Annotated in this window: 17 protein-coding genes and 1 pseudogene; 12 read left to right on the plus strand and 6 right to left on the minus strand. The window is 61.6% G+C overall.

All coding sequences use genetic code 11. From position 1 onward, the window contains the following. Positions 1–136 precede the first annotated feature (136 nt). The gene (locus J3352_RS11990; RefSeq protein ID WP_156067397.1) at positions 137–2,542 is read right to left on the minus strand and encodes a glycoside hydrolase family 2 TIM barrel-domain containing protein; all 2,406 of its coding nucleotides are present in this window, start codon (positions 2,540–2,542) and stop codon (positions 137–139) included. Positions 2,543–2,700: 158 nt separating this feature from the next. Further along, a complete protein-coding gene (locus J3352_RS11995; protein ID WP_156067399.1) occupies positions 2,701–3,321 on the minus strand; it encodes a flavodoxin family protein in 621 nt (206 codons plus the stop codon). Positions 3,322–3,517: 196 nt separating this feature from the next. Here J3352_RS11995 and rsmD point away from each other — a divergent pair, with 196 nt between their 5' ends. The 11 genes from rsmD (at position 3,518) to J3352_RS12050 (ending at position 16,959) form a co-directional block, all read left to right on the plus strand. Beyond that, on the plus strand, positions 3,518–4,087 hold the full coding sequence (rsmD, locus tag J3352_RS12000; protein ID WP_097770180.1) for a 16S rRNA (guanine(966)-N(2))-methyltransferase RsmD: 570 nt from the start codon (positions 3,518–3,520) through the stop codon (positions 4,085–4,087). Beyond that, on the plus strand, positions 4,084–4,545 hold the full coding sequence (locus tag J3352_RS12005; protein ID WP_005930075.1) for a hypothetical protein: 462 nt from the start codon (positions 4,084–4,086) through the stop codon (positions 4,543–4,545). Before rsmD ends, J3352_RS12005 begins: the two co-directional genes overlap by 4 nt. 274 nt (positions 4,546–4,819) lie before the next feature. After that, the gene (gene rsmH / locus J3352_RS12010; RefSeq protein WP_005930069.1) at positions 4,820–5,788 is read left to right on the plus strand and encodes a 16S rRNA (cytosine(1402)-N(4))-methyltransferase RsmH; all 969 of its coding nucleotides are present in this window, start codon (positions 4,820–4,822) and stop codon (positions 5,786–5,788) included. A 38-nt stretch (positions 5,789–5,826) separates the two neighbouring features. Beyond that, positions 5,827–6,315, plus strand: a complete 489-nt coding sequence (locus J3352_RS12015) for a hypothetical protein (RefSeq protein WP_005930066.1) — start codon at positions 5,827–5,829, stop codon at positions 6,313–6,315. A gap of 60 nt (positions 6,316–6,375) precedes the next feature. Continuing rightward, a complete protein-coding gene (locus tag J3352_RS12020; protein WP_097772925.1) occupies positions 6,376–8,931 on the plus strand; it encodes a penicillin-binding protein 2 in 2,556 nt (851 codons plus the stop codon). 14 nt (positions 8,932–8,945) lie between these two features. Beyond that, a complete protein-coding gene (murF, locus tag J3352_RS12025) occupies positions 8,946–10,310 on the plus strand; it encodes a UDP-N-acetylmuramoyl-tripeptide--D-alanyl-D-alanine ligase (protein ID WP_097772924.1) in 1,365 nt (454 codons plus the stop codon). 9 nt (positions 10,311–10,319) lie between these two features. Next, positions 10,320–11,363 carry a glycosyltransferase family 4 protein gene (locus J3352_RS12030; protein ID WP_156067401.1) on the plus strand — a complete coding sequence of 348 codons (1,044 nt, stop codon included), beginning with the start codon at positions 10,320–10,322 and terminating at the stop codon, positions 11,361–11,363. 13 nt (positions 11,364–11,376) lie between these two features. Beyond that, positions 11,377–12,651 carry an FtsW/RodA/SpoVE family cell cycle protein gene (locus J3352_RS12035; protein WP_097770176.1) on the plus strand — a complete coding sequence of 425 codons (1,275 nt, stop codon included), beginning with the start codon at positions 11,377–11,379 and terminating at the stop codon, positions 12,649–12,651. 12 nt (positions 12,652–12,663) lie between these two features. Further along, on the plus strand, positions 12,664–13,791 hold the full coding sequence (gene murG / locus J3352_RS12040) for an undecaprenyldiphospho-muramoylpentapeptide beta-N-acetylglucosaminyltransferase (protein ID WP_117534217.1): 1,128 nt from the start codon (positions 12,664–12,666) through the stop codon (positions 13,789–13,791). A 36-nt stretch (positions 13,792–13,827) separates the two neighbouring features. Then, positions 13,828–15,465: a cell division protein FtsQ/DivIB gene (locus J3352_RS12045; RefSeq protein ID WP_242699963.1), complete on the plus strand. Its 1,638-nt coding sequence runs from the start codon at positions 13,828–13,830 to the stop codon at positions 15,463–15,465. Between the two features lie 15 nt (positions 15,466–15,480). Beyond that, entirely contained in the window at positions 15,481–16,959 is a 1,479-nt protein-coding gene (locus tag J3352_RS12050; RefSeq protein ID WP_098923478.1) for a UDP-N-acetylmuramoyl-L-alanyl-D-glutamate--2,6-diaminopimelate ligase, read from the plus strand. A gap of 123 nt (positions 16,960–17,082) precedes the next feature. On the opposite strand, the gene J3352_RS12055 is transcribed toward J3352_RS12050, so the two are convergent. The 4 genes from J3352_RS12055 to J3352_RS12070 form a co-directional block, all read right to left on the minus strand. Next, a complete protein-coding gene (locus J3352_RS12055; protein ID WP_156067403.1) occupies positions 17,083–18,402 on the minus strand; it encodes an SLC13 family permease in 1,320 nt (439 codons plus the stop codon). A 9-nt stretch (positions 18,403–18,411) separates the two neighbouring features. Next, positions 18,412–19,137 carry a response regulator transcription factor gene (locus J3352_RS12060; RefSeq protein WP_097770172.1) on the minus strand — a complete coding sequence of 242 codons (726 nt, stop codon included), beginning with the start codon at positions 19,135–19,137 and terminating at the stop codon, positions 18,412–18,414. Beyond that, positions 19,127–20,203: a DUF4118 domain-containing protein gene (locus tag J3352_RS12065; protein ID WP_156067405.1), complete on the minus strand. Its 1,077-nt coding sequence runs from the start codon at positions 20,201–20,203 to the stop codon at positions 19,127–19,129. Before J3352_RS12065 ends, J3352_RS12060 begins: the two co-directional genes overlap by 11 nt. Before the next feature lie 235 nt (positions 20,204–20,438). Further along, complete coding sequence (locus J3352_RS12070; protein ID WP_156067407.1) at positions 20,439–22,916, minus strand: hypothetical protein; 2,478 nt, start codon at positions 22,914–22,916, stop codon at positions 20,439–20,441. Positions 22,917–23,330: 414 nt separating this feature from the next. On the opposite strand from J3352_RS12070, the pseudogene J3352_RS12075 reads away from it, so the two are divergent. Further along, a pseudogene (locus tag J3352_RS12075) lies at positions 23,331–23,508 on the plus strand (phosphoglucosamine mutase); the annotation flags it as partial.

Below are 23,508 nucleotides of genomic sequence, written 5' to 3' on the forward strand. Positions count from 1 at the left end.
TTGTCCTCAAGAATAACCCTCTCAGCCACGCGGACGCATGGACGGAGAGGGCGTTTGATTGTTCACAACAATAGAATATCAGCCAACCATGATAAAACTTTGAACAGATTGCAAATCTACCATGAAAGGACGAAATTTAATTGGCATTCTCTGCACCGGAGCGCTTGCGCACGGTCAGGGCGGCCTCCACATCCAGCGCGCCCTCCATCCGGCAGTGCAGCACGGCACGGCCTGCTTCACCGGTGGTGGCAAGGTAGGTGCCCGCCATGCCGCCCCGCAGGGGGACGATGGCCGGGCCCAGGATCTTTACCGGGCCTTCCACGCTGAGCTGAACGGCCTCACCGCAGTAGGGCAGCAGGTTGCCGTTCTGGTCGATGGCCCGCAGGCTGACCGCCGCGCAGTCCCAGGTGGGGCCGTCGGTCAGGATGGGATTGTGCACCACGCATTCCAGCCGGACCGACTGCACCGGCTCCTTGACCACGGTGCGGACGGTGCGCCCGTGCCAGACCGCCTCAAACCGGTAAACGCTGGACGGCCCGCCCAGCACGCCGATGTATTTGTAGTACATCCGGAGCAGGTCGTTTGCGCTCAGCCGCAGGGAGAGCATCCGCGCCCGGGAGAGAGGCGAAAGGTTCAGCGCGTCCCGGCGCATCTCGTTGAGGATGGCCGCCACCTGCGGGGCTGTGCTCTGGTCAAGGCCCTCATACTTTTCCAGCAGGGAGCCGACGAAATCCTGGATCTCGATGGGCGGGTGGGGCAGGGCGGCAAAGCGGCCCCGGCGGTCGGGGGTGAACTCGGCAATGAAATCGTTGCCCCGGTAGAGGCGGACGCTCTCGGCGTTGGTGAACACCCAGCAGGCCCCGGCAAAGCCGCCGGGGTGGTCGCCCAGCGCCATGCTGGAAGAGACCTCGAACACCACGTCCGAAGGGGAGCGGGGCGTTTTCTGGCTTGCGTAGACGGCGGCAGAGAGCTTCGGGTTGCGGAACAGGTCCGTCACGCCGTGGTAGCAGATGCGGTCGCCGCTGCCGAACTCGCGGTGGGTGTTGTAATCGGCCATGCACCAGCCAAGGGCACCGGCCACGCCCTGCTGGGCAATGGCATCGTTGAGGACGGCAGCATGGCGCAGAGCCTGTGCCAGCCGGTGCGGCTCGTCGTCAAAGGCTTTGGCCGGGAACTGCTGGCCCCCGAACTCGCTGATGAGGTAGCCCTTGCGCAGGTCAGGCGTAACGGCAGACCGGGGCTCGCAGCCCGGGCCCCGGCCGGAGTAGGAGTAATCGTTGTAGGCGTAAATGTCCTCGAGCAGCTGGCTCTTGCGGGCGATCCGCACGCCGCCGGTGGGGCGGGTGGGGTCCAGCCGATGGACAGCCTCGTTGGTGCGCTTGTAAAAGGCCTCGTTATCGGAACTGCCGTTCACCCGCACGCCCCACAGGAACACGCTGGGGTGGTTGCGGCACTGGCAGACCATCTCGCGGCAGTTCTGCAATGCCTGGGCCTGCCAGGCTTCATCCCCGATGTGCTGCCAGCCGGGCATCTCCACGAACACCAGCAGGCCCAGCTCATCGCAGGCATCCAGAAAAGCCGGGCTCTGGGGGTAGTGGCTGGTGCGCACTGCATTGCAGCCCAACTGCTTTTTCAACAATTGGGCATCCAGCTGTTGAATGCTGTCCGGCATGGCATAGCCCTGATAGGCGTAGCTCTGATGCCGGTTCAGGCCCCGCAGCTCCACCCGCTGGCCGTTCAGATAAAAGCCCCCGGCCACGAACTGGATGGTGCGGAAGCCGAACCGGGTGCTCTTTTCGTCCAGCACCCGGTCGGGCAGGCCGCTGGTGCCGGGCCGGATAAGCCGGACGGTCAGGGTATAGAGGAAGGGGTGCTCCACGCTCCAGGGGTGCACGCCGTTCAGGGTGCCCACAATGGGCAGGCTGAGCTCACCGCTGTACAGGGCTCTGCTCCCGGCGGGGCTGCGGATCTCGGCCTGCAGGGTGCAGCCGATGGTCTCGCCCACCGTGGAGGAATAGATGCGGAAATCGCCCTCGGCCTGCGCCTCGATGAAGATGTCGCGCAGGTAGGCGGGCTCCTTCACGTCCAGACTGACGGCCCGGTAGATGCCGCCGTAGGTCAGAAAATCGATCTGCCCGCCGAAGGGAGGAATGTTCAGGTCCTCCCGGCTGTCGCACCGGACAGCCACCACATTTTTTTGGCCCAGCAGCAGCGATTCGGTCAGGTCCACAGTAAAGGCGGTGTAGCCGCACCCGTGGTGGAACACCCGCCGCCCGTTGCAGAACACGGTGGCATCGTGGGCCACGGCTCCAAAGGTCAGCAGTACCGTGCGGCCCTGCCACTCTTTGGGCGCAAAAAACTCCCGCCGGTAGCCGGACACCCGCTGGTATTCGTTCTCGTTGCAATAGTTGTAGGGCAGCATTTTGACCGTGTGGGGCAAGCGCACCGGCTCCAGCTCCACCCCGGTGCATTCGGGGCGGACGATGGCGGGATCAAAGGTGGGGGCAAACAGCCAGCCGTCGTTCCAATCGTAGTGTTCCATAGCCTGTCTCCATCGCTCTGCACAAAAAATTCTTACCCTTATGCTACCACAAAGTTGTGAACGAAAAAAGCACTCGCTCCCTTATTTTTTCCGTTTTTGCAGAAAAAGCTGTTAAAATCAAAAAAGCCCCCGCCGGGCAGGCGGGAGCGAGGGGAAACTCAGCGGATAAAATTGGTCATGGGGCGGCGGGGATTCTCGGGGTGAGTGATGCCGTTTGCTTTGCCCAGTTCGATGCACTTGAGCAGCCAGGCCATGTTGCGGCCCAGCTCCCGCATCACGGCACAGCCCTCTTCATCCTCCAGCACCTGCTCGGGCTTGGAGCCGTGGACCATGGGCCAGTAGGAACCGCTGACCAGCGGCATGTGGAAGAACTCAGGGTACTTCACCAGCTGGTCCAGCGTGGTGGTGGTGCCGGCGCGGCGGGCCGAAGCGCAGATGGCGGCGGGCTTGTAGGCCAGATACTTGCCGCCCGCGTAGGCCAGACGGTCCATGAAGCTGGTCATGTTGCCGGAGGCGGACGCGTAGTGGACAGGTGTGCCGAACACAAAGGCATCGGCAGTCTTGGCCTTTTCGATGGCCTCGTTGACCACGCCGCCGAACACGCAGCCCTTACCGGCGGCACAGCCGCCGCAGCCGATGCAGCCGCCTACCGGCTTTGTGCCGACGTTCAGGATCTCGGTCTCGATGCCGCTGGCGTTCAGCTCCTCGGCGATCAGGGACAGGGCGGTATAGGTGCAGCCCTTCTCGTGGGGGCTGCCGTTGATGAGCAGGACTTTCATAAGCAGATACTCTCCTTTTTTGGCAAAACGCGCCGCACATGGGGCGCTTTGCCCTGATTTTAGCACAATTGCACCCTGAGTGCAACGCGTGCCCTTGACAAAGAGTTGCGTTTTGACGATAATATGGAGATACGAAAACACGAAACAGCTGCTGGCCGGGCAGGGGGCCCGGACAGCGGGAGAAGGAGGCAGATACATGCGCGTTATTGCAGGAGAAGCACGGGGCCGCAGGCTGGAAGCCCTGCCCGGCACCGAGATCACCCGCCCGACGATGGATCAGGTCAAGGAGGCCATGTTCAGCATCGTCCAGTTCGACCTGCCCGGTGCCCGGGTGCTCGACCTCTACGCAGGCAGCGGCCAGCTGGGCATCGAGGCCCTGAGCCGGGGTGCGGCCCGGTGCGTGTTCCTGGACGAGAACCGGGAGGCCGTGAACATCGTGATGAAGAACTGCAAGAACTGCGGCGTGTTTGACCGTAGCCGGGTCAACATCGGCGAGGCGGCACGGTATCTCTCCGCCTGCCATGAGCAGTTCGACATCGTGCTGCTGGACCCGCCCTTCCACACCGGCACGCTGGAAAAGATCCTGCCCGGCGTGGACAAATGCCTGGCTCCGGGCGGCATCGTGATCTGCGAGAGTGAGACCGGCCTGGTGCTGCCTGCCGAGGTGGGCGGCATGACCCTGAAAAAACAGTATAAATACGGCAAAGTCCTGCTGTGGAAGTATGGTAAGCCCCGGCAGAGCGCCGGAGAGGGAGATGCGGAATGAACGTAAACGAGCTTTTGGATACCATTGAGGATACGCTGGAGGAGAGCGCCGGAATGCCCCTTTCGGGCGGCAAGCGCATCGTGGATGTAGAGCAGATCCGGGACTATCTGGACGAGATCCGCCAGAACCTGCCTGTGGAGCTGCGGCAGGCCCAGTCCATTGTCAGCGACCGTGCCCAGCTCATCGAATCGGCCAACGCACAGGCGCAGGCCATTGTAAAAAAGGCCGAGGAGCGCGCCCGTGTGCTGGTGAGCGAGGCCGAGATCGTCAAGGCGGCCCAGCAGCGCGCCGGAGAGATCGTCTCCGCCGCCCAGACCGAGGCCCGCACTGTCCGCCAGACCGTGACCGACTACTGTGATAATATGCTCAAGACCACGGAAGAGACGATGGCGGAAAACGCCGCACAGGTCAAAAATGTCCGTGCAAACCTGCGCCAGAGCCCCCGGAAACAGCTCTGATGCGGGAATGTGAAATTTCCCGGTGAGAGCTTCCGGCCCCTGCAAGCAAAAACGACGGCTTGCAGGGGCTTTTTTTGGTACATTTTGAGAGAAAAAACAAAAGGGAAACTCTTGCAATCAGGGGCCTGTTTTGTTACAATAAAATTGTATCCTCAAGGCTGACCGGGCCACAAACTCCCGGCAGGCCGCAGGCCGCTTTCCCGGGCAGCAGCTCCGGGCAGAAAAGGGCGGCAGATGCAGGATCTTATCTGAGTTTTGAAAGGAGGCTGGGAACATGGACACAGAAAAAACAGCACAGCCCTTTGACCCGGCCTCGTTTGAGCATGTCCCGGTGCTGCTGAACGAGTGCTTGGACGGCCTGAAGATCGACCCGGCGGGCACCTATCTGGACGGCACGGCGGGCGGCGCGGGGCACTCCCGCCAGATCGCCCTGCGGCTGAACGGTGAGCAGGGCGGCAGGCTCATCTCGCTGGATCAGGACCCCGATGCCGTGCAGACGGCCCGGGCCCGGCTGGCGGGCCTGCCTGCCACCGTGGTGCAGATCAACTTCCGCTATGCCGGACAAGCTCTGGAGCAGCTGGGCATTGAAACGATCAACGGCGCGCTGCTCGATCTGGGCGTGTCCAGCCATCAGCTGGATGACGCGGCCCGGGGCTTTTCCTACCGGGCAGATGCCCCGCTGGACATGCGGATGAGCCAGGAGGGTGAGACGGCCGCCGATCTCGTGAACAGCGAGAGCCGGGAGGAGCTGGCCCGCATCCTGCGGGATTACGGCGAGGAGCCCTTCGCCTGGCAGATCGCGGGCAGGATCGTGGAAGCCCGGGAAACTGCCCCCATTGAAACGACATTGCAGCTGGCGGATATCGTGGCCAGCGCCATGCCCCCGGCGGAGCGCCGGAAGAACAAAAACCCCTCCCGCCGCACCTTCCAGGCACTGCGCATTGCGGTAAACCATGAGCTGGACGCACTGGAAGAGGGGCTGGATACCATTTTTGCGCATCTCGCACCGGGTGGAAGACTTTGCGTGATCACCTTCCACTCGCTGGAGGACCGGCTGGTCAAAAACAAGTTCCGCCGCTGGTCCACCGCCTGCACCTGCCCGCCGGAGTTCCCGGTGTGCGTCTGCGGCGGCAAGGCCAAGGCAAAGCTGATCACACGCAAACCCATTGAAGCCAACACGCAGGAGCTGGAAGAGAACCGGCGCAGCCGCTCGGCCCACCTGCGGGTTTTGGAAAAGATCTGAGGGCGGCACAGCCCCGGAGATGTGAGGAGGAGATCACCATGGGTCAGGCAGCATACGATATGACAGAGGTCCGGCGCAGAAGAGCGCCGCAGGCACAGCCAAAAGTCCCGCTGCGGGTAGAAAAGGGCGGCAAAAAGCGGCTGAACCCCGTGCGGGCTGCCATGCAGCACGCGCTGCAGCTGGTGGGCGCGGCTTTGCTGGTGGGCTTTGCGGTAAGCCTGCTGTGGAGCGAGGCACAGCTGGTGGAGCTGAACTCTCAGATCCAGAGCGCCAAGGCAGAGCTTGTGAGCGAGCAGAGCCAGTATACATACTACAACAGTGCCCTGAACAGCCGCACCAACATCACAAGTGTTGAGGAGACTGCCACACGCCTGGGGCTGATGAAGATCGACCAGAGCCAGATCACCTACATCCGGCTGGATGAGGGCAGCGTTCTGGTGCGCAAGGCATCCGCTGTGCGGCAGTGGTCGGATCTGCTCCACGATGGGGCAATGACCATTCTTGCCTCTGTCAGAACGGCAAAATAAACCAAACAACGAAAAGCGTGCGGCAGCGCACGCTTTTTCGGTTTTCTTCGGGAGTACGCAATGCAAACACCATCCTCCAATCCCAAAAAGAACAGCGTCCGCCGCCGCAGTGCGGACCCGCACGCACGGCTCAGTGCCCGGCTGCGTCATATCAGCTTTGGTGCCGCCGTGCTTCTTGTGGTGGTCGCCGCGCTGACCGTGATCTACAGCCTGTACAAGATCCAGATCCGCGACGGTGCCACCTACCGCCAGTACGCCGCCGAGCAGCAGCTGCTGGACAGCACCATTCAGGCCACCCGCGGTGAGATCTACGACACCAGCGGCATCACGCTGGCTTCCACCAGCGTGGTCTGGACCATCTGGGCCGACCCCTCTTACAGCACGGCCCTGTATACCACCACTACCGATCAGGACACCAAGGCGGAGACCCGCACCATCGATGAGGCCGCCATGAAGGAGGTCTGCACCCAGATCACCCTGCGCCTGCTTTCGGGCGACGGCGAGAGTCTGGACAGCGTGGACACCACTTCGGCAGAGTACCAGACCCAGTATCAGGCGGTCTGCGATGCCCTCTCCCAAAACGAAAGCTCCTATCAGGTGCTGGCCACCAAGGTCAACAATGCCATCAAGCTCTCCATTGAGGAGTACGTCAAGACCTACAACAAGGCCCACAGCAAGAGCGGAAAATCCGCCGGTGCGCTGGAAAAGATCCTGGGCAAGCTGGGCCTGGGCCAGGAGGAGAGCGACGACGGCACCCCCACTGTCCGCAAGGGGCGGGTGTCGGTGTCGGCCTCCAAGGGCTTCCAGCGGGATTACCCCTACGGCCGCTTTGCCGCCGCCGTGCTGGGCTTCTGCAATGCGGACGGTCAGGGCGTGTACGGTCTGGAAAACTCCTATGAGTCCACACTGGCCGGTGTGAATGGCCGCACCATCACCCTGCGCAACGCCTACGGCAATGCCATTGCCGATGAAAATGCCACCACCTACGCCGCCAAGGACGGTTCCAATCTGGTGCTCTCACTGGATGTGAACATTCAGGAGGTGGTGGAGCGCTACCTGAACGAGGCCGTGGCGGCCAACACCGTTGAGAACCGCGGCTGCGCCATTGTGATGAATGTCAAGACCGGTGCCATCCTTGCCATGGCCTCCAAGCCGGACTTTGACCCCAATGACCCGCAGGATTTCAGTGCCAATCTGGCCTACCTGACGGAGCAGGTGCAGGCTGAGCCGGAGCTGTACACCATCTACAAAAAAGACGAGAACGGCAACTACCTGCGGGACGAGAACGGCCAGAAGATCGCGGATGAGGAGGCCGACTACACCGGCACCTACCGGGATATCCAGTGGAAGAACAAGACCATCACCGAGCTGTACTACCCCGGAAGCGTGTTCAAGGTCATCACCGCCGCCATGGGTGTGGACAGCGGCAAGGCGACCTATTACACCACCCTGAACTGCTCCGGCGCGTACAGCGTGGCAAAGCAGACCTACCACTGCGCCGGCAGAAAGGCGCACGGGGCCCAGAATCTGGCCGAGGCCCTGCGCAACAGCTGCAACATCTACTTTGTCCAGCTGGGCCAGCGCGTGGGTTCCAGCCTGTTCTATGATTACTTTGATGCCTTCGGCTTTACCGAGCGCACCGGTGTGGACCTGCCCAATGAGACCAGCTTCATGCAGTATTACAGCAAAAGCCGTCTGGGCGAGGTGGAGCTGGCTTCCTCCGCCTTTGGTCAGGCCATGGCCGTGACCCCGCTGCAGGTGTGCACCGCCGTCTCGGCGGCAGTCAACGGCGGCTATCTGGTCACCCCCCATGTGGTGGATAAGATCACGGACCAGAACGGCAATGTGGTGCAGGAGATCGGCACCAACATCCGCCGTCAGGTCATCAGCGAGAGCGCCAGCGAGACCATCCGCCAGATCATGGAGTTTGAGGTGGGCGACGGCACCCAGGGCGGCGGCGGCAACGCTTACGTTGCAGGTTACCGCATCGGCGGCAAGTCCGGCACCTCCGAGCAGCTGAACATGGACCGCCGCGCCGACGGCGACTACAAGAAGGTGGCATCCTTTGCGGCTGTCCTGCCCGCCAACGACCCGGAGATCCTGGTCTATGTCATGCTGGACGACCCCAACAATGCCCGCACCGACTATTCCTCCATTCTGGCGGCTCCGGTGGTGGGCAACATCATCAGCGAGATCGCGCCCTATCTGGGCATCGCCACCGACGGCGTGGACCGCAGCGGCACCACCGTCAAGGTGCCCAACCTGACGGGCAAGGAGTGGAGCAACGCGCAGGTGCAGCTGAACATCAAGGGCTTGAAGCATCACCTGGCCGAGAGCGAATCCGACCAGACCGCCGCCCTTGTTACCTACCAGTACCCCCGCGCGGGGGCAGAGGTGCCCTACGGCACCACCGTTTATCTGTATACCGATACCTATGAGGGCAAGCACGCCGAGGTGCCGGACGTGACCGGCAAGAGCGCGGACTTTGCCCGGCAGATGCTGAACGCCGCAGGGTTCAACTGCACAGTCGAAGGCTCCGGCACGGTCCAGAGCCAGAGTGAGGCACCCGGCTCCAGCGTCCAGCAGGGAACCATCGTACATCTGATCTGTGGATAAAGGGGAATGAGAGTATGGAAGCAATTGCAGCAAACATCCTGTTGGAGGGCCTGGCGGTCAACGCGCTGGCCCAGTGCGAGACCCCGGTCACGCTGGTGACCACCGACAGCCGTGAGGTCTGCCCCGGGTGCATCTTTGTGGCGTTCCCGGGCGAAAAATTCGACGGCCATGATTTTGCCGCCAAGGCGCTGGAAAACGGCGCGCTCTGCGTGGTGCTGAACCACCCCGTGGAAGGCGTGCCGGAGGAGAAGAGCGTGATTTGCCCGGACAGCTACCACGCCATGATGGTGCTGGGGGCCAATTATCGCAGCCAGTTCCACCCCAAAGTGGTGGGTGTGACCGGCAGCGTGGGCAAGACCACCACCAAGCAGATGACCTACGCCGCCATTGCAGGCTTTGGCAGTACCATCAAGACCGAGGGCAACCAGAACAATGAGCTGGGCCTGCCCCGCACCATGTTCCGCATCGGCAAAGAGACCCAGTACGCCGTGGTGGAGATGGGAATGAGCCACGCCGGGGAGATCGAGCGCCTGAGCAAGTGCGCCCGCCCGGATGTAGGCATCATCACCTGCATCGGTGTGTCCCACATCGGCAATCTGGGCAGTCAGGAGAACATCTGCAAGGCAAAGCTGGAGATCTGCGCCGGTCTGCCGGAGGGTGCTCCGCTGGTGCTGAACGGGGACGACCCCTTCCTGCGCAAGGCCGTTCTGCCCGACCATGTCCGCCCGGTCTGGTTCAGCCTGGGCGATGAGAACGCTGATGTCTGTGCCCTGTCCATCCAGCAGGATGAAAAGGGCATGAGCTTTGTGCTGGAGGATCACGAGGAGGGGACTTTCCTCGTAAAGATCCCCGCCATGGGCCGGCATAATGTGGCCAACGCACTGGCTGCCTACTGCGCCGCCACCCGTCTGGGGCTGAATGCCCGCCGGGTCATTGCCGGTCTGGCTGACTTTGAGCAGACCGGAATGCGCCAGAAGGTGGTGCACGTCAGAGGCGTGGATGTCATTGAGGATTGCTACAATGCCAACCCCGACAGCATGAAGGCCGCGCTGGCCATGTTTAGGGAATATCCCTGCAAGCGCCGCTTTGCCCTGCTGGGCGATATGCTGGAGCTGGGTGATATCAGCCGCGCCGCCCACGAGGAGGTGGGCCGTCAGGCCGTGGAGAACAAGGTGGACTACCTCGTCACCTATGGCGAGCAGGCCAAGCGCATTGCCGTGGTGGCTGCTGCCAAGGGGCTGCCCACCCTCCATGCCGACACCTACGCTCAGGCCGCCGAGGCCCTGCTGAACAAAATGCAGCCCGGCGATGCCCTGCTGGTCAAGGCCAGCCGCGGCATGGCACTGGAAAAAGTGCTGGAGATCTTTTACAAGGAGTAACATCGAGCTATGATTCGTTTCGCCTTGATCGCCGCCTCAACGCTGGGGTTCTTCCTCACGGCGGCGCTCGGGAATCTGATGGTGCCGCTGCTGCGGGCGTTCCAGGGACGCTGGGATGAGCCCAAGGCCCGGCAGGCACCATCACCCAAGCAGGAAGCACCGGATGCCGAGCCGGAGCGCCCGCCGCAGGCCCCCACCATGGGCGGGCTCTGCCTGATGGTGGGGGTGCTGGCTGCTGTGGGCGTGGGCTGGACAGCCGCCTGTGTGGCTCAGCCTGAACTGCTGGGGGCTGAGAGCCTGTTCTCGGTCCGGCTGCTCACAGCGCTGCTGGGAGCTTTGCTCTTTGGCGGTGTGGGCCTGCTGGAGGATCTGGCCCGCATCCGCAACCGTTCCGTGCTGGGCCTGCGGCGGTACACCCGCCTTGGGCTGGAAGCCGCTGCCGGTGCCGTGGTGCTGGTGCTGCTGGGAGCCAAAGGCTGCCTTGCAGCCGGGATCACCCTGCCGGGTGTGGGCTATATCGATCTGGGCATTGCCGCCCCGCTGCTGTGGGAAGGACTGCTGGTCGCACTGGCCGAGTGCGCCCGCATTGCCGATGGCATGGACGGCATCGTCTGCGGCACGTCCTTTGCGGCCATGCTGGGCCTGATGGGGGTGATGACCCTGCTGGGCTGGTTCCCGCTGGGCGTTCTGCCCGCCGCGCTGGCCGGTTCCCTGATGGCATTCCTGCTCTGGAACTTCCCGCCCGCAAAGCTGCGGCTGGGCAGCGTGGGCAGCCTGTTTCTGGCCGGGATGCTGGGGTGCGTGCCCCTGTGCATCGGCTGGCCTGACCTCACCCTGCCGCTGGCCCTGCCCTTCTGGCTGGAGGGCGGCATGGTGGCCCTGCAGATCCTGGTCTGCAAGGCCAGCCGGGGCCGCAGGCAGCTGTTCCGCTCGGCACCGCTCCACCGCTGGCTGGAGCTGCGGGGCCAGAGCGCGGAACAGATCTTTTATACCTTTTGTGTCATTGCCATGCTGGGCGTGGCGCTGACCGTTCAGCTGGCAAAAATCAGTTAAGGAGGGGTGCAGTTTGGCAACACTCCGCAGAAAAAAAGCAGAGCCGTTTTCCGTCTTTCAGCGGGACCCCGGCCCCTGGCCGCCCATCCTGCTCAACTGGATGGCGACCCTGGCCATCATCATGGTGTTCGGGCTGGTCATGCTGTTCAGTGCAAGCTATACCACGGGCTATCTCCGCTTTGGGGACAGCTTCCATTACATCAAATCCCAGCTGCTCTGCACGGTGCTGGGCCTGGGCATGATGTTCTTGTTCTCCTATTTTGACCACCGTTTCCTGCGCAGAATGGTCAAGCTGGGCTATATCGTCTGCCTGATCCTGCTGGTGCTGGTGCTGTTCAGCAGCCCCATCAACGGCTGCCGCCGGTGGATCAGCTTTGGCGGCCTGACCTTACAGGCCTCCGAGGTGGCAAAGTTTGAGATGATCCTGCTCACGGCAGACATTGCCGCCAGGACCCCGCAGATCAAATTCGGCGAGGTGCCCCTGCGCAAGTGGGTCCACCACAGCATCGTGGTGGAGCTCATCCGGCCCATCCTGTGGCTGATGCCTGTTCTGATCCTGCTGGTGCTGGAGCCCCACATGTCGGGCATCCTGCTGACCACGGCCATCGTGGGCACCATCCTGCTGCTGGGCGGCAGCGGCGGCATCATTACCTGGGGCTGTGCCGGTGCCGCGCTGTTCCTGCTGGAGACTTTGCTGAAACACGTGGACTCCATCGACTACCTGCAGAGCCGTCTGGACGGCTGGACGCAGGATCTTGACCGGATGACCAGCCAGACCAAGCAGAGCCTGTACGCCATCGGCTCGGGCGGTGCCACGGGGCTGGGCCTTGGCAACAGCATCGAAAAGCAGCTCTGGCTGCCGGAGAGCACCAACGACTTTATCTTCAGTGTCGTGTGCGAGGAACTGGGCTTCGTCGGCGCGGTGATTGTCATCGTGCTGTTCGTCCTCTTTCTGGTGCAGGGCTTCTGGATCGCCTTCCATGCCGAAAACCGGTTCTGCACGCTGGTGGGCATCGGCATCATGGCGCAGATCGCCTGGCAGGTGTTCTGCAACATCGCCGTTGTCACGAACACCCTGCCCAACACCGGCATTTCGCTGCCCTTCTTCTCCTCCGGCGGCACCAGTCTGATCCTGCTGCTGGCCGAGATGGGCGTTATGGTCAATATCGGACGCAACGGCGAACGGGCCCGTCTGGAACGGGAGGAAGCCCACGCTGAGCGGGAGCGCCAGCGCAAGGCAAAGACCATTGTGCTGGATACCGCGCGCAGAGCGCAGACAGAACAGTAAGGAGGAACCAAGATGCGTGTACTCATTGCAGCCGGCGGCACTGCCGGCCATATCAACCCGGCTCTGGCCATTGCGGGAGCCATCAAAAAGGCCGACCCCACCGCCGAGATCCATTTTGCGGGCCGGAAGGAGGGCATGGAGTACCGTCTGGTCACACAGGCGGGCTATCCCTTCCATCACATCGAGATCACCGGCTTTCAGCGGAAGCTGAGCCTGAACAATATCAAGCGGAACATCATTACCCTGTGGAATCTGGCACTCTCCGGCCCCAAGGCCAAAAAGATGATGAAGGACATCCAGCCCGACCTGGTCATTGGCTGCGGCGGCTATGTGTCCGGCCCGGTGGTGCGCTGCGCCGCCAGACAGGGCATCAAGACCGCCCTGCATGAGCAGAACGCCTTTCCCGGCGTGACCAACAAGCTGCTGGCCCCGGATGTGGACATCGTGTTCGCCGCTGTGCCTGCCGCCGTGGAAAAGCTGGGCGCACCCGAAAAGACCATCGTGGTGGGCAACCCTGTCCGGCCTGAGGTGTTCACCCAGGCGAAGAACCGGGAAGCCATCCGTGCCGAACTGGGCGCAGGCGACCGCACCGTGATCCTTTCCTTCGGCGGCAGTCTGGGTGCCCGCCGCGTGAACGAGGTGGTGGCCGACCTCTGCGCCTGGGAGCAGAAGAACCACAAGCCCGTCCTCCATCTCCATGCCACCGGTCAGTACGGCGTGCAGCTGTTTCAGGATCTGGAAAAGGAAAAGGGCTTTGCCCCCGGCGAGAGCCTTGTGGTGAAGGAATACATCAACAATATGCCCGAGCTGCTGGCAGCAGCGGACCTTGTCATCAGCCGCGCCGGTGCCCTGACACTGGCCGAGCTGGAGGCTGTGGGCCGTGCCGCTGTGCTCATCCCCAGCCCCAACGTGGCAGAGAACCACCAGTATTACAACGCCATGGAGCTGCAGAAGGCCGGCGCTGCTGTGGTCATTGAGGAAAAAGACCTGACCGGCGAAAAGCTGGTGCAGACCGTTTCCGGGATGCTGGCCCAGCCCGGCAAGCTGGCTGAGATGGGCCGCAATGCCCGGAGCCTGTCGGTGGACGACAGCCTGGACCGCATTGCGGATGCCCTGCTCAAGCTGGTCAAGACCCCGTAACGGAAGGAAAAAACAGAGGAAAGGAGGTGCAGCCGGATGCCGCAGAATGACCGGAACAGCCGGAACCGCAAGCGCCGCCGGGCCTACGATCAGGCCCGGGATGACCGGCGCGGCGGGCAGAGCACCCAGCGCCGCAGCAGCGCGGGTGCAGGCAGTGACCTGGGGTACAGCGGGTACGCAGGATATTCCTCCGGCGGCCACCCCATCACGAACCCCAATTATGACCCCGATGCGCCCCGCCCCAGCCGGTATACGGAGCGCACGGTGAACTACGGATCCTACCCGGACAACAGCATCACCTTTCCCACCGGCGGGCGGAGCAGCCAGAGCGGCGCACAGCGCCCCCGCGGTGGGCAGAACGGCCAGCGGCGCACCTCCGGGGGCAATCAGCGGAACCGCCGCCCGGCCAGCAGCCAGAACCGGAACACCCAGCGCCGCCCGCAGAACGCCCAGAGCCGCAGCGGCCAGCGGATGCGGCCGGTGCAGGGGCAGAACGCCCGGCGTGACCCCGTCCGGCGGGAGGGCAGGAAAAAGCGGAAGCTGACCCGGGCCGCCATCCGGCGGCGCAGGCTCATGCGGCGGCTCACGGCCCTTGTCATGCTGCTCTGCGTCATCGGCGCGGGGGTCTACCTCACCGTGACGATGCTGTTCAAGATCAGCTCCATTCAGGTGCAGACAGCGGACGGTGTGGTGCAGGAGGCCGGCGGCTATACCAGCGACCAGATCCTGCAGGCGCTGGATGTCCATCTGGAAGAGAATATCTTCAGTTTTGACCCCGGCAGCAAGGCCGCCGCGCTGGAAAAAGTGTTCCCCATGCTGGAGGATATCCGGGTGGAGCGGGATTACCCCGGCACTGTGGTGGTGCGGGTAACAGAAGCCCAGCCTGCCTGGGCCATGCAGACCTCCTCCGGCTGGCTGACCCTCTCGGGCGGCCTGAAGATCCTGGAAAAGGATTCTGCCCAGCCTGCCGGTCTGCCCACTCTGTACGGCGGCGAACCGGTCTCTGCCGAGCCCGGCGAACAGCTGACCTTTGCGGCAGAGCCCAAGGCCGACAGCACCCCGGACAGCGCCGCCGACAGCAGCGCCTCCGGCACTGTTGAGGAGGAGGCGGACCAGCGGCTGGAAAGCCTGAACACCCTGCTGGCCGCGCTGGATGCCGCAGGCATGAGCGCCGACGTGACCCGCATCGAGTTTGCGGATGTGGACGAGATGGCCTTCCTCTATCAGGACCGCATCAGCGTCTGGCTGGGCACCCTGAACGAGCTGGAATATAAGCTCAAGCTGGCAAAGCACGTCCTGCTGAATGAGGACGGCAAGGGCTGTGCCGCGACCGACACCGGAAAGCTGGACTTCACCCATATCAGCATGTCCAGCACCCGCAAGTTCACCTTTGCACAGGGTGAGCCGGAGCTGCCCTCCGGCTACATCGTGCCTGAACCGGTGGAGGAAACACCCGCCGAAGAAGGTGTGACCGGTGAAACGGCAGAAGGCACGGCCACAGACGACACTGTCCCGGCAGAGGGCGAAGCCGCTGCAGATGCCGCTGCCGAAACTCCAACGGATACCGCCGCAGCCCCGGCAGGACCCGAAGCCGGACCGACGGCACAGCCGACCCCCGACGAAGGAACGACCCCGGCGGCGGGCGATGCAAATCAACCCCAAACGACCCAATGAGGAGCGTGTAATGTTATGAAGCTGGAACAATTACTGGAAGGCGTGCCCTTTACGCTGGTGCAGGGCAGCCTGGATACCGAAGTGCAGGACATCATCTACGACAGCCGGAAGGCGGCCCCGGGCCTTGCCTTTGTCTGCATCGTGGGCACCCAGCGTGACAGCCACGAGTTTGCCGCGGACTGCGCCGCCAAGGGCGTGAGCGTGCTGGTTATCCAGCACGACATCGACCTTTCTGCCATGCCCGGTGTGACCGTGGTCAAGGTGGAGAGCAGCCGCTATGCCATGGCGCTGATGAGCGGCAACCTCTTTGGCAACCCCTCCCGCCAGATGACCATGATCGGCGTAACCGGTACCAAGGGCAAGACCACCACCACCCACATGATCAAGAGTGTGCTGGAAGCTGCCGGGAAAAAGGTCGGCATGATCGGCACCAACGGCATCTATTTCATGGGCCGTCATCAGGAGACCGCCAACACCACCCCTGAGAGCTACGAGCTGCAAAAGACCTTCCGCCAGTTTCTGGACGCAGGCTGCGATGTGGCCCTGATGGAGGTGTCCAGCCAGGGCCTGATGATGGACCGTGTGGCGGGGGTGCACTATGATATCGGCGTGTTCACCAACCTTTCCCCCGACCACATCGGCCCCGGTGAGCATAAGACCTTTGAGGAGTACCGCAGCTGGAAGGGGCAGCTCTTCCGGCGGTGTGATGTGGGCGTGGTGAACATCGATGACGAGAACACCGAAGCCCTGCTGGAAGGCCACACCTGCAAGCTGGTGACCTATGGCCGCAGTGAAAAGGCCGACTACCGCGCCGAGGGTTGTGAGCTGCTGCGCACCCACGATTTTCTGGGCGTGGCGTTCCACGTCTCCGGCAGAGACAATATGGATGTCAGGGTGAACATGCCCGGCGAGTTCAGCGTCTACAACGCGCTGGCCGCCCTGGCCGTGGGCAAGGTGCTGGGCCTGCCCGATGCCGCCATCCATGAGGGTCTGGGCAAGTGCGTGGTCAAGGGCCGCGTGGAGCTGGTGCCCATCAGCAAAAAGTTTACCATCCTGCTGGACTACGCCCACAACGAGGTCTCCACCGAGAGTCTGCTCACCACCCTGCGGGCCTATCACCCCCACCGGCTGGTGGTGGTGTTCGGCTGCGGCGGCAACCGCTCCAAGCTGCGCCGCTACGGCATGGGCGAGACCTGTGCCAAAATGGCGGATTTCTCCATCCTGACCGAGGACAACAACCGCTTTGAGAAGATCGAGGACATCCTCGCCGATATCCGGGTGGGCATGAACAAGGGCAACCCCGATGCCAAGTTTGTGGAGATTCCCGACCGTCTGGACGCGCTCCACTACGCTGTGGATCACGCCCAGGAGGGCGACCTGATCGCCGTCATCGGCAAGGGCCACGAGACCTACCGCGACCGTGAGGGCGTGAAAACCCCCTTCCTGGAGCGGGAGCTGCTGGAAGAATACGCCCAGCAGATCGGGTTGGAATAAACAAGAAAAACGCGCTGTGTCGTTGGACACGGCGCGCTTTTTGCTTCTGCTTTGGCACGCAGGCCTTCGGCTCAGCAGGATCGAATTTGCAGGCGGCCGGCACTCGCACGGCTACGGCAGCGCTTACGCGCCCCACACCAGCCAGAGATACACATAGCCTGTCAGGACGGCTGCCAGTGTGAACGGGATGCCGATGCGCAGGAAATCACGGGTGCGCACCTGCTCACCCTGCTTGCGCAGGATTCCGATGGCTGCAATGTTGGCCGAAGCGCCAATGGGGGTCAGGTTGCCGCCCAGAGTTGCGCCCGTGAGCAGGCCGAAATAAAACAGCTCAGGCGGGAAGCCTGCACCGCCGTTCATCAGCCCGGCAATGCCCTGCACCACCGGTAGCATGGTGGCCACATAGGGGATGTTGTCGATGAAGGCAGAAAGGCCCACCGAGACGAATACCAGCAGGGTATAGAGCCGGAAGGGATCATCACCGGAGAGGGTGTAGAACAGCTGGGCGGCGGCATCGATGACTCCGGCCTTGCGGATGCCCTCGATCAGGATGAACAGCCCGAACAACAGCAGCAGGGTGTCACAGTCCAGCTCCCGGGCCGCCAGCCGGAACGGTGCGAACGAGCGGCGGCGCAGGCAGGCGCGCAGGATGCCGAACAGGCAGACCCCTGCACAGATCAGACCGCTGCGCAGGCCATAGAGCGCCAGCGGCAGACCGCCCGCAGGCTGGGGCAGGAAGGATGCCGCGATGAGCAGGCCCACCGTCAGCAGCATCAGGGCGGAGGGAACCGTGTCGGTGACCTCGGTCTCCACCGTGGCCGAGATGGGCTGGGTCTCGTGCCGGAAGGTGAACAGCAACACGCCCAGAGAGGCCAGCGCCCCCAGCTCCACCCCGAAGAAGATGCCGGGCCTGCCCTCCATCCAGAAGAAATGGAAGAAGTTCATCCCCGCAAAGCCGCCCAGCAGGATGCTGGTGGTGTCACCCACAAGGGTGGCGGCTCCCTGCAGGTTGGAGGAGACCGCAATGGAGATGAGGACGGGCACGGGGGAGATCTTGAGCTTGCGGGCAATGGCAAGGCCCACAGGGGCCACCATGAGCACCGTGGCAACATTGTCCACAAAGGCGCTGATGACCCCGGCAAAAAGGGCCAGCATACACACGGCCCATTTCACATTGGGCACCCGCACGATGAGCAGCTCGGCCAGCCGGGCAGGCATCCTGCTCTCAATGAAGAGAGAGACCGTGCCCATGGTGCCCGCCATCATCAGCAGGACATTGAAGTCCACAGCCCGGGCGGCATCCATCAGGGTGAAGTCCCACAGGCCCGCCGCGCCCAGAGCCAGAAACAGAGCGGCCCCGCCCAGCGCGGCAAAAGGCCGGTACTGCGGCAGGGCCAGCATCAGAAGATAGGTCAGCAGAAAAATGATCAGTGCAGGAAGCATACGCAGTCCTCAGCTTTCGGGCCTGGCATCGGTGTCCTCGTCGATCATCCGGTATCCCACGCCCAGTTCGTTCAGAATATAGGTGTTGCGGCCAGGCACGCTGCCCAGCTTTTTGCGGATGTTTGCCATGTTGACCTGCAGCTTTTTGGTGCTGCCGCAGTCGGTATCGCCCCAGATGGCCCGCACGATGGCGGCATAGGTCATCACCCGGCCTGCATGTTCCGAGAGGAAGGCCACGATGTTGTATTCGGTCTGGGTCAGCTTGATCTCGGCACCGTCCACAAAGACCTTGCGGCGCTCGTAGTTGATCTCAAGCCCCTGTGCCCGGAATACGCCGCCGGGCATCCCGCCCAGCACGCCGAAGCGGTTGGTGCGCAGGGCGGCGCGCACCCGGGCCAGCAGCTCGCCGGTGCCAAAGGGTTTGGTGATGTAATCGTTGGCTCCCAGATCCAGCGCCTCGATCTTGTCCTGCTCGGTGGTGCGGGCCGAGAGCACGACGATGGGGGTCAGGAACTTCTGCCGCACAAAACGGATGAGCTCCAGTCCGTCCCGGTCAGGCAGGCCCAGATCCAGGATGATGAGATCCGGATTGTGGGAGGTGAACAGGGTCTGGCCCATGGCACAGGTGTTGGCAACAAGGGCCTGATAGCCGTTGGTCTCCAGCAGCGTCTCAATAAAGCTGCAGATGTTGGCCTCATCTTCCACGACCAGAACCTTGAATTTGTTATTGCTCATCTTCGTTTTCCTCCGTCTCGATCGATTCGGTCTCCAGCCAGAAGCGGATGCTGGTGCCCTCGCCCACCTTGCTCTCGGCCTGGATCTCGCCGCCGTGTGCCTTGACGATGGCGGCACAGACCGAAAGGCCGATGCCCATGCCGTGCTTGCCGCTGTCGGCCGCGGCATCGGCGGGCAGCACACCGGTGAACAGGGTGCGCAGGCGCTCCTTCGGAATGCCGCAGCCGTTGTCCGATACCTCAAACACTGCCCGGCTGCCCAGCGTGAACACCCGCAGGGTCAGCTGGGTCATCCCCTCGGCGTGGACGGCGGCATTTTCCAAAAGGTTCGTCAGCACCTGCGAGATCAGCATCGAGTCCATGGGGATCACGATGAAGCTGTCGGGCAGGTAGGTGGTAACGGGCACCTTGGGGTAGCGCTTCTGGAACCGCACCAGCACGGTGTCGATCAGCTCGTCCAGCACGGTGGGGGTCTTTTGCACGGCCACCTGCCCGTCGTCAAAGCGGGTGACGGACAGCAGGTTCTCCACCATCCGGTTCAGCCACTGGGCATCGGAACAGGCTTCGCCAAGAAGTTTTAATTTTTGCTCTTTTTCCAGGCTGTCATAATTTTCAATGACCGTGGAACATGCCCCGTAAATGGAAGTAAGGGGCGTGCGCAGATCGTGGGAGACGGCCCGCAGCAGGGTGGCCCGCATCTTTTCGGTCTCGCTCTCCATCCGCAGCTGTTCCTGCTTTTTGATGCGGGTGGTCAGGGTGCTGGTCATAATGGACACCACCAGCATCGCCATGCCTGAGAACAGGTTTTCCGGCAGAGTGAAGTTGAAGGCAAAGTAAGGGGAGCGGAACGCAAAATTCACGGCCAGCACGCCGATCAGGGAAGCCACCACGCCCCACACATAACCATCCGTATAGATCGAGATCAAAAAAACTGCCAGAACAAACACCATCGATGCAACGCCATCGATCCGGCCGGTGATCTGCTGTGTGCCGGTCACGATGAGAAAGGCGGCGCACAGCACAGCGGCCAGGACCAGCGCGTCGTGCCAGCGGGTCTTCTGCTTCATGGGGATCCCTCCATATCTATTCTACTCCAGATGAAAAGTATACCATACTTTTCCTAAAGATGCAGTAAAGGCTGAAAAAAGAGCGGTTGTTCCGGGGCGAAAAACGCCGGATGGTGCGTAAAAAATGAAGGAGAAACCACAAAAGGCCCCGGAATGCGCTTCCGAGGCCTTTTGTGGTTTTGGGATATTCAGAACTTCTGCCAAGATGCGGAACTCGGCAGAAGGGGGTTGGCGCTTACTGCAGCAGCAGGCTGTCAGCGTTCTGGCCGTCGATGGTCAGGTGGACTTCAGTGCCGTTGTGGGTCAGCAGCAGGGTCTCGCCGCCGTGCTGCAGCAGGGCATCGACCGAGACACGGCTCACCGCGCCGGGGGTGTTGGTGCCGATGGTCTGGAACACGATGGTCTTTACGCCATCCTCAGCCATGGCCTCCAGTGCCTCAAAGGAGCCGGTCAGGCTGGCACCGTCCTGCTTTGTGGTGTAGGTCACGGTGTCGTTCTGACGGGTCTCATCAAACAGCACCTGCGTGCTGGCAAGGTCGATGACGTAGAGCTTGGGGGTGCTCACATCGTCCTTGGGGGTGCTCTGGGTGTCAGCGGGCGTGTCGGGCTGCACAGGGGTGGGGTCCGGAGTAGGTTCCGGAGTAGGTTTCGATTCCAGTTTGGGCAGCACCTCATCGTGCACGGCCTTGCAGCCGGGCACACTGCACTTATAGTAAACGTGGCCCTCATGCTCCAGCGTGGGCTCTACCCGCTCCTTCGTGTCGTCCACCTTCCATGCATGGTTGGTGTCGGTGGCAAGCTCACTGGTGTAGCCGTTGTCTTTCAGCCACTTGGCATTGTGCAGGGTGTCGTACCGTTCGCCGCCGATGATTTTATGCAGATCATACCAGTTATTATAGATTGTTTCGATTTTTTCGCCTTTCTTTTTCGTGGTAGAATTTCGGAACAGGTTCAGAACGACAGAACCGTCTTCGCCAAATTTGGAGCTTCCGTCTGCATTGTACTGGATCTGTTCGTCATCTTTTTTAAGAGTATATCCTTTTCCGATGGTTGCCGCATTGCTGCCGGTGGTATAAGCGTTGATGACAGTATTGCCAGTGCTTGCGTTGATGTTAAGAACAAGATCCGCGTTTGTGTTTCGACCACCGGCACTTTGATTGCCAATAGCAGGAACATCAGAAGTGTAATGGTCGTCCCCTCGATTGATGACATTCAGGGTGCCGCCCAGGATATTGATGGTGGTGGTAAAAGGATAGCTGACACCATCAGGGAGAATAACGTAACCCAGAGAACCGATTGCAGGATGGGAACCGGAACCAACTGCGGTAACATTTGCCTTGTCACAGATGGTAATGTTCGTGTTGAGGTTTTTATAGTTATCAGGATTGTCGCTGGGGTAAAGCCGTCCGCCGCTGCCAATTGCGACGCTATCATTGTGGGCCTCTGCTGCAACGGTGGCATCCCCTGAAATTGTGATATCACCACCGGCGTTTCGTCCGCCGCCAATGCCTGCACCATATTCGGACCAGGCTATAACATTTGCGTGGTCGGTAATGGTAACTTTACCATAACCCTTTGTGTAGTTGCCTCCGTCACCACCGACGCCGATGCCAGCACCGGCGTCGCCGCTTGCAATTACAGTGGCATCTCCTTTGATGGTAATGTCTGTACCATCAGAACTGCCACCGCCGCCAATGCCGGCAGCACGCCTCCCGCTGACCGCTGTGATTTTGCCGCCAGTGACTGTGATATGAGAGGTGTCCTGGCATTCTCCACCACCAATACCGGCACCGTATTCTCCACCCTTTGCAAGGAGACTGCCCTTGCTGCCGTCCGCAGCTTTGTTGTCGTCTTTAATGGTAAGTGTACCCGTTCCGTCACTGTCGTTTTTCTCAAGACCGGCGTGCTTTTCACCACCCTTCAGGATGTTGTCTCCGTCCAGTTCAATTTCCGTGTCGCCTTTGCCCTTTACCGTGAGAGCCGCTTTGTGGTTTTCATAGCCATCATTACTGCGGTCAATATTCACATTGTCCAGCACAAACGAAAAAACCTGCTCGGCCTTCTTGGCAAAGTTGTTGACAATGGTGATGACATTATCGGTCGGCTCTGCGGAGGTGCTGGTGCTGCTGTTGTCAGCCTGTGCTGCGGGGGCAGAGGGAACGGTCGGCTCATCTTCCTCCTCCTGCTGCTCTTCCTTCTCCTGCTTTTCCTCCTCCTGCTCTGCGGAAGGCTCCTGTGTGGGCTTGGGAGCTTCTGCCTTTGCCTTGACAGGCTCCGGGGTCACGTTCTCTTCGGTTTTCTCTTCGGTGAGCTCCTGCTGCGGGGTGTCCTCTTTGCGCTCCTCGGTGGGTGTGGTTACCGGCTTCGGTGCAGTGTCCCCGGCGGTATTCTCACTCTTGGGCGCTTCCGTCTCGTTCACTGCGGGGGCGTTGCTCCCGTCTGCTTCCTGCGTGGCGGGGGAAGCATCGGCTTTGGTGCGGTCGTCATCCTTTCCGCCGCGGGTTCCGCCCCGGATGACGACGCTGTCAAGGCCGTCTTTGTAGGTCACGCCGCCTTGTTCGACGGTGACTACACCGGCATCGCTGACCTTAACATCCACACTGCCCTCATTGATGTAGTAGGTGGCCGCGAATGCGGGGGCCGCAATGGATGTCACAATGGACAACATCGCTGCTGTAGAAAGCACCCGCAATGCAAGATTCTTCGCTCTCATAAACAGTCCTCCCAAAAATTACACGGTGTCGATCCATGACAGAAAATGTCATAAAAAAATCGCAGCTTCAATATAGTTCGGGGGGGAGGTCAAGAGAAAAATTGTGATTTTGTGCAGAGTGGCGAACAATTTTGTCAAAAATAACAAGAAAAATTTTCAGAAAACGAGACCGTTCTCGCAAAAACCGGGAGCGTTACCGGAACCGGTACCAGATATACGGAACAGAACAGGGCGGCGGCACGGGAGAGGAAAAGGCACTGCACCGGCACAGAAAAGTGTGCGCAGAGCATCCCGGAATGCCCAAACCCATGGATTCTTTTCCGGTTTTATGCTATTATAAAAAGTAAGAGCAAGGAGAGAGCGCTCTCAGGGATAAGAGAAAACGTAACGTTGCAATAGAAGGAGAAGAGGATTATGGGAAAATATTTTGGCACCGACGGCTTCCGTGGCGAGGCCGGTGTGAATCTGACCGCCGACCACGCCTACAAGGTAGGCCGTTTTCTGGGCTGGTATTATAATGCACTGCGGGAGCGCAGCGGCAACAACGAGCCTGCCCGCATCGTCATTGGCAAGGATACCCGCCGCTCCAGCT

Source organism: Faecalibacterium sp. Marseille-Q4164, assembly GCF_017377545.1.
In the GTDB taxonomy this organism is placed as follows: domain Bacteria; phylum Bacillota; class Clostridia; order Oscillospirales; family Ruminococcaceae; genus Faecalibacterium; species Faecalibacterium duncaniae.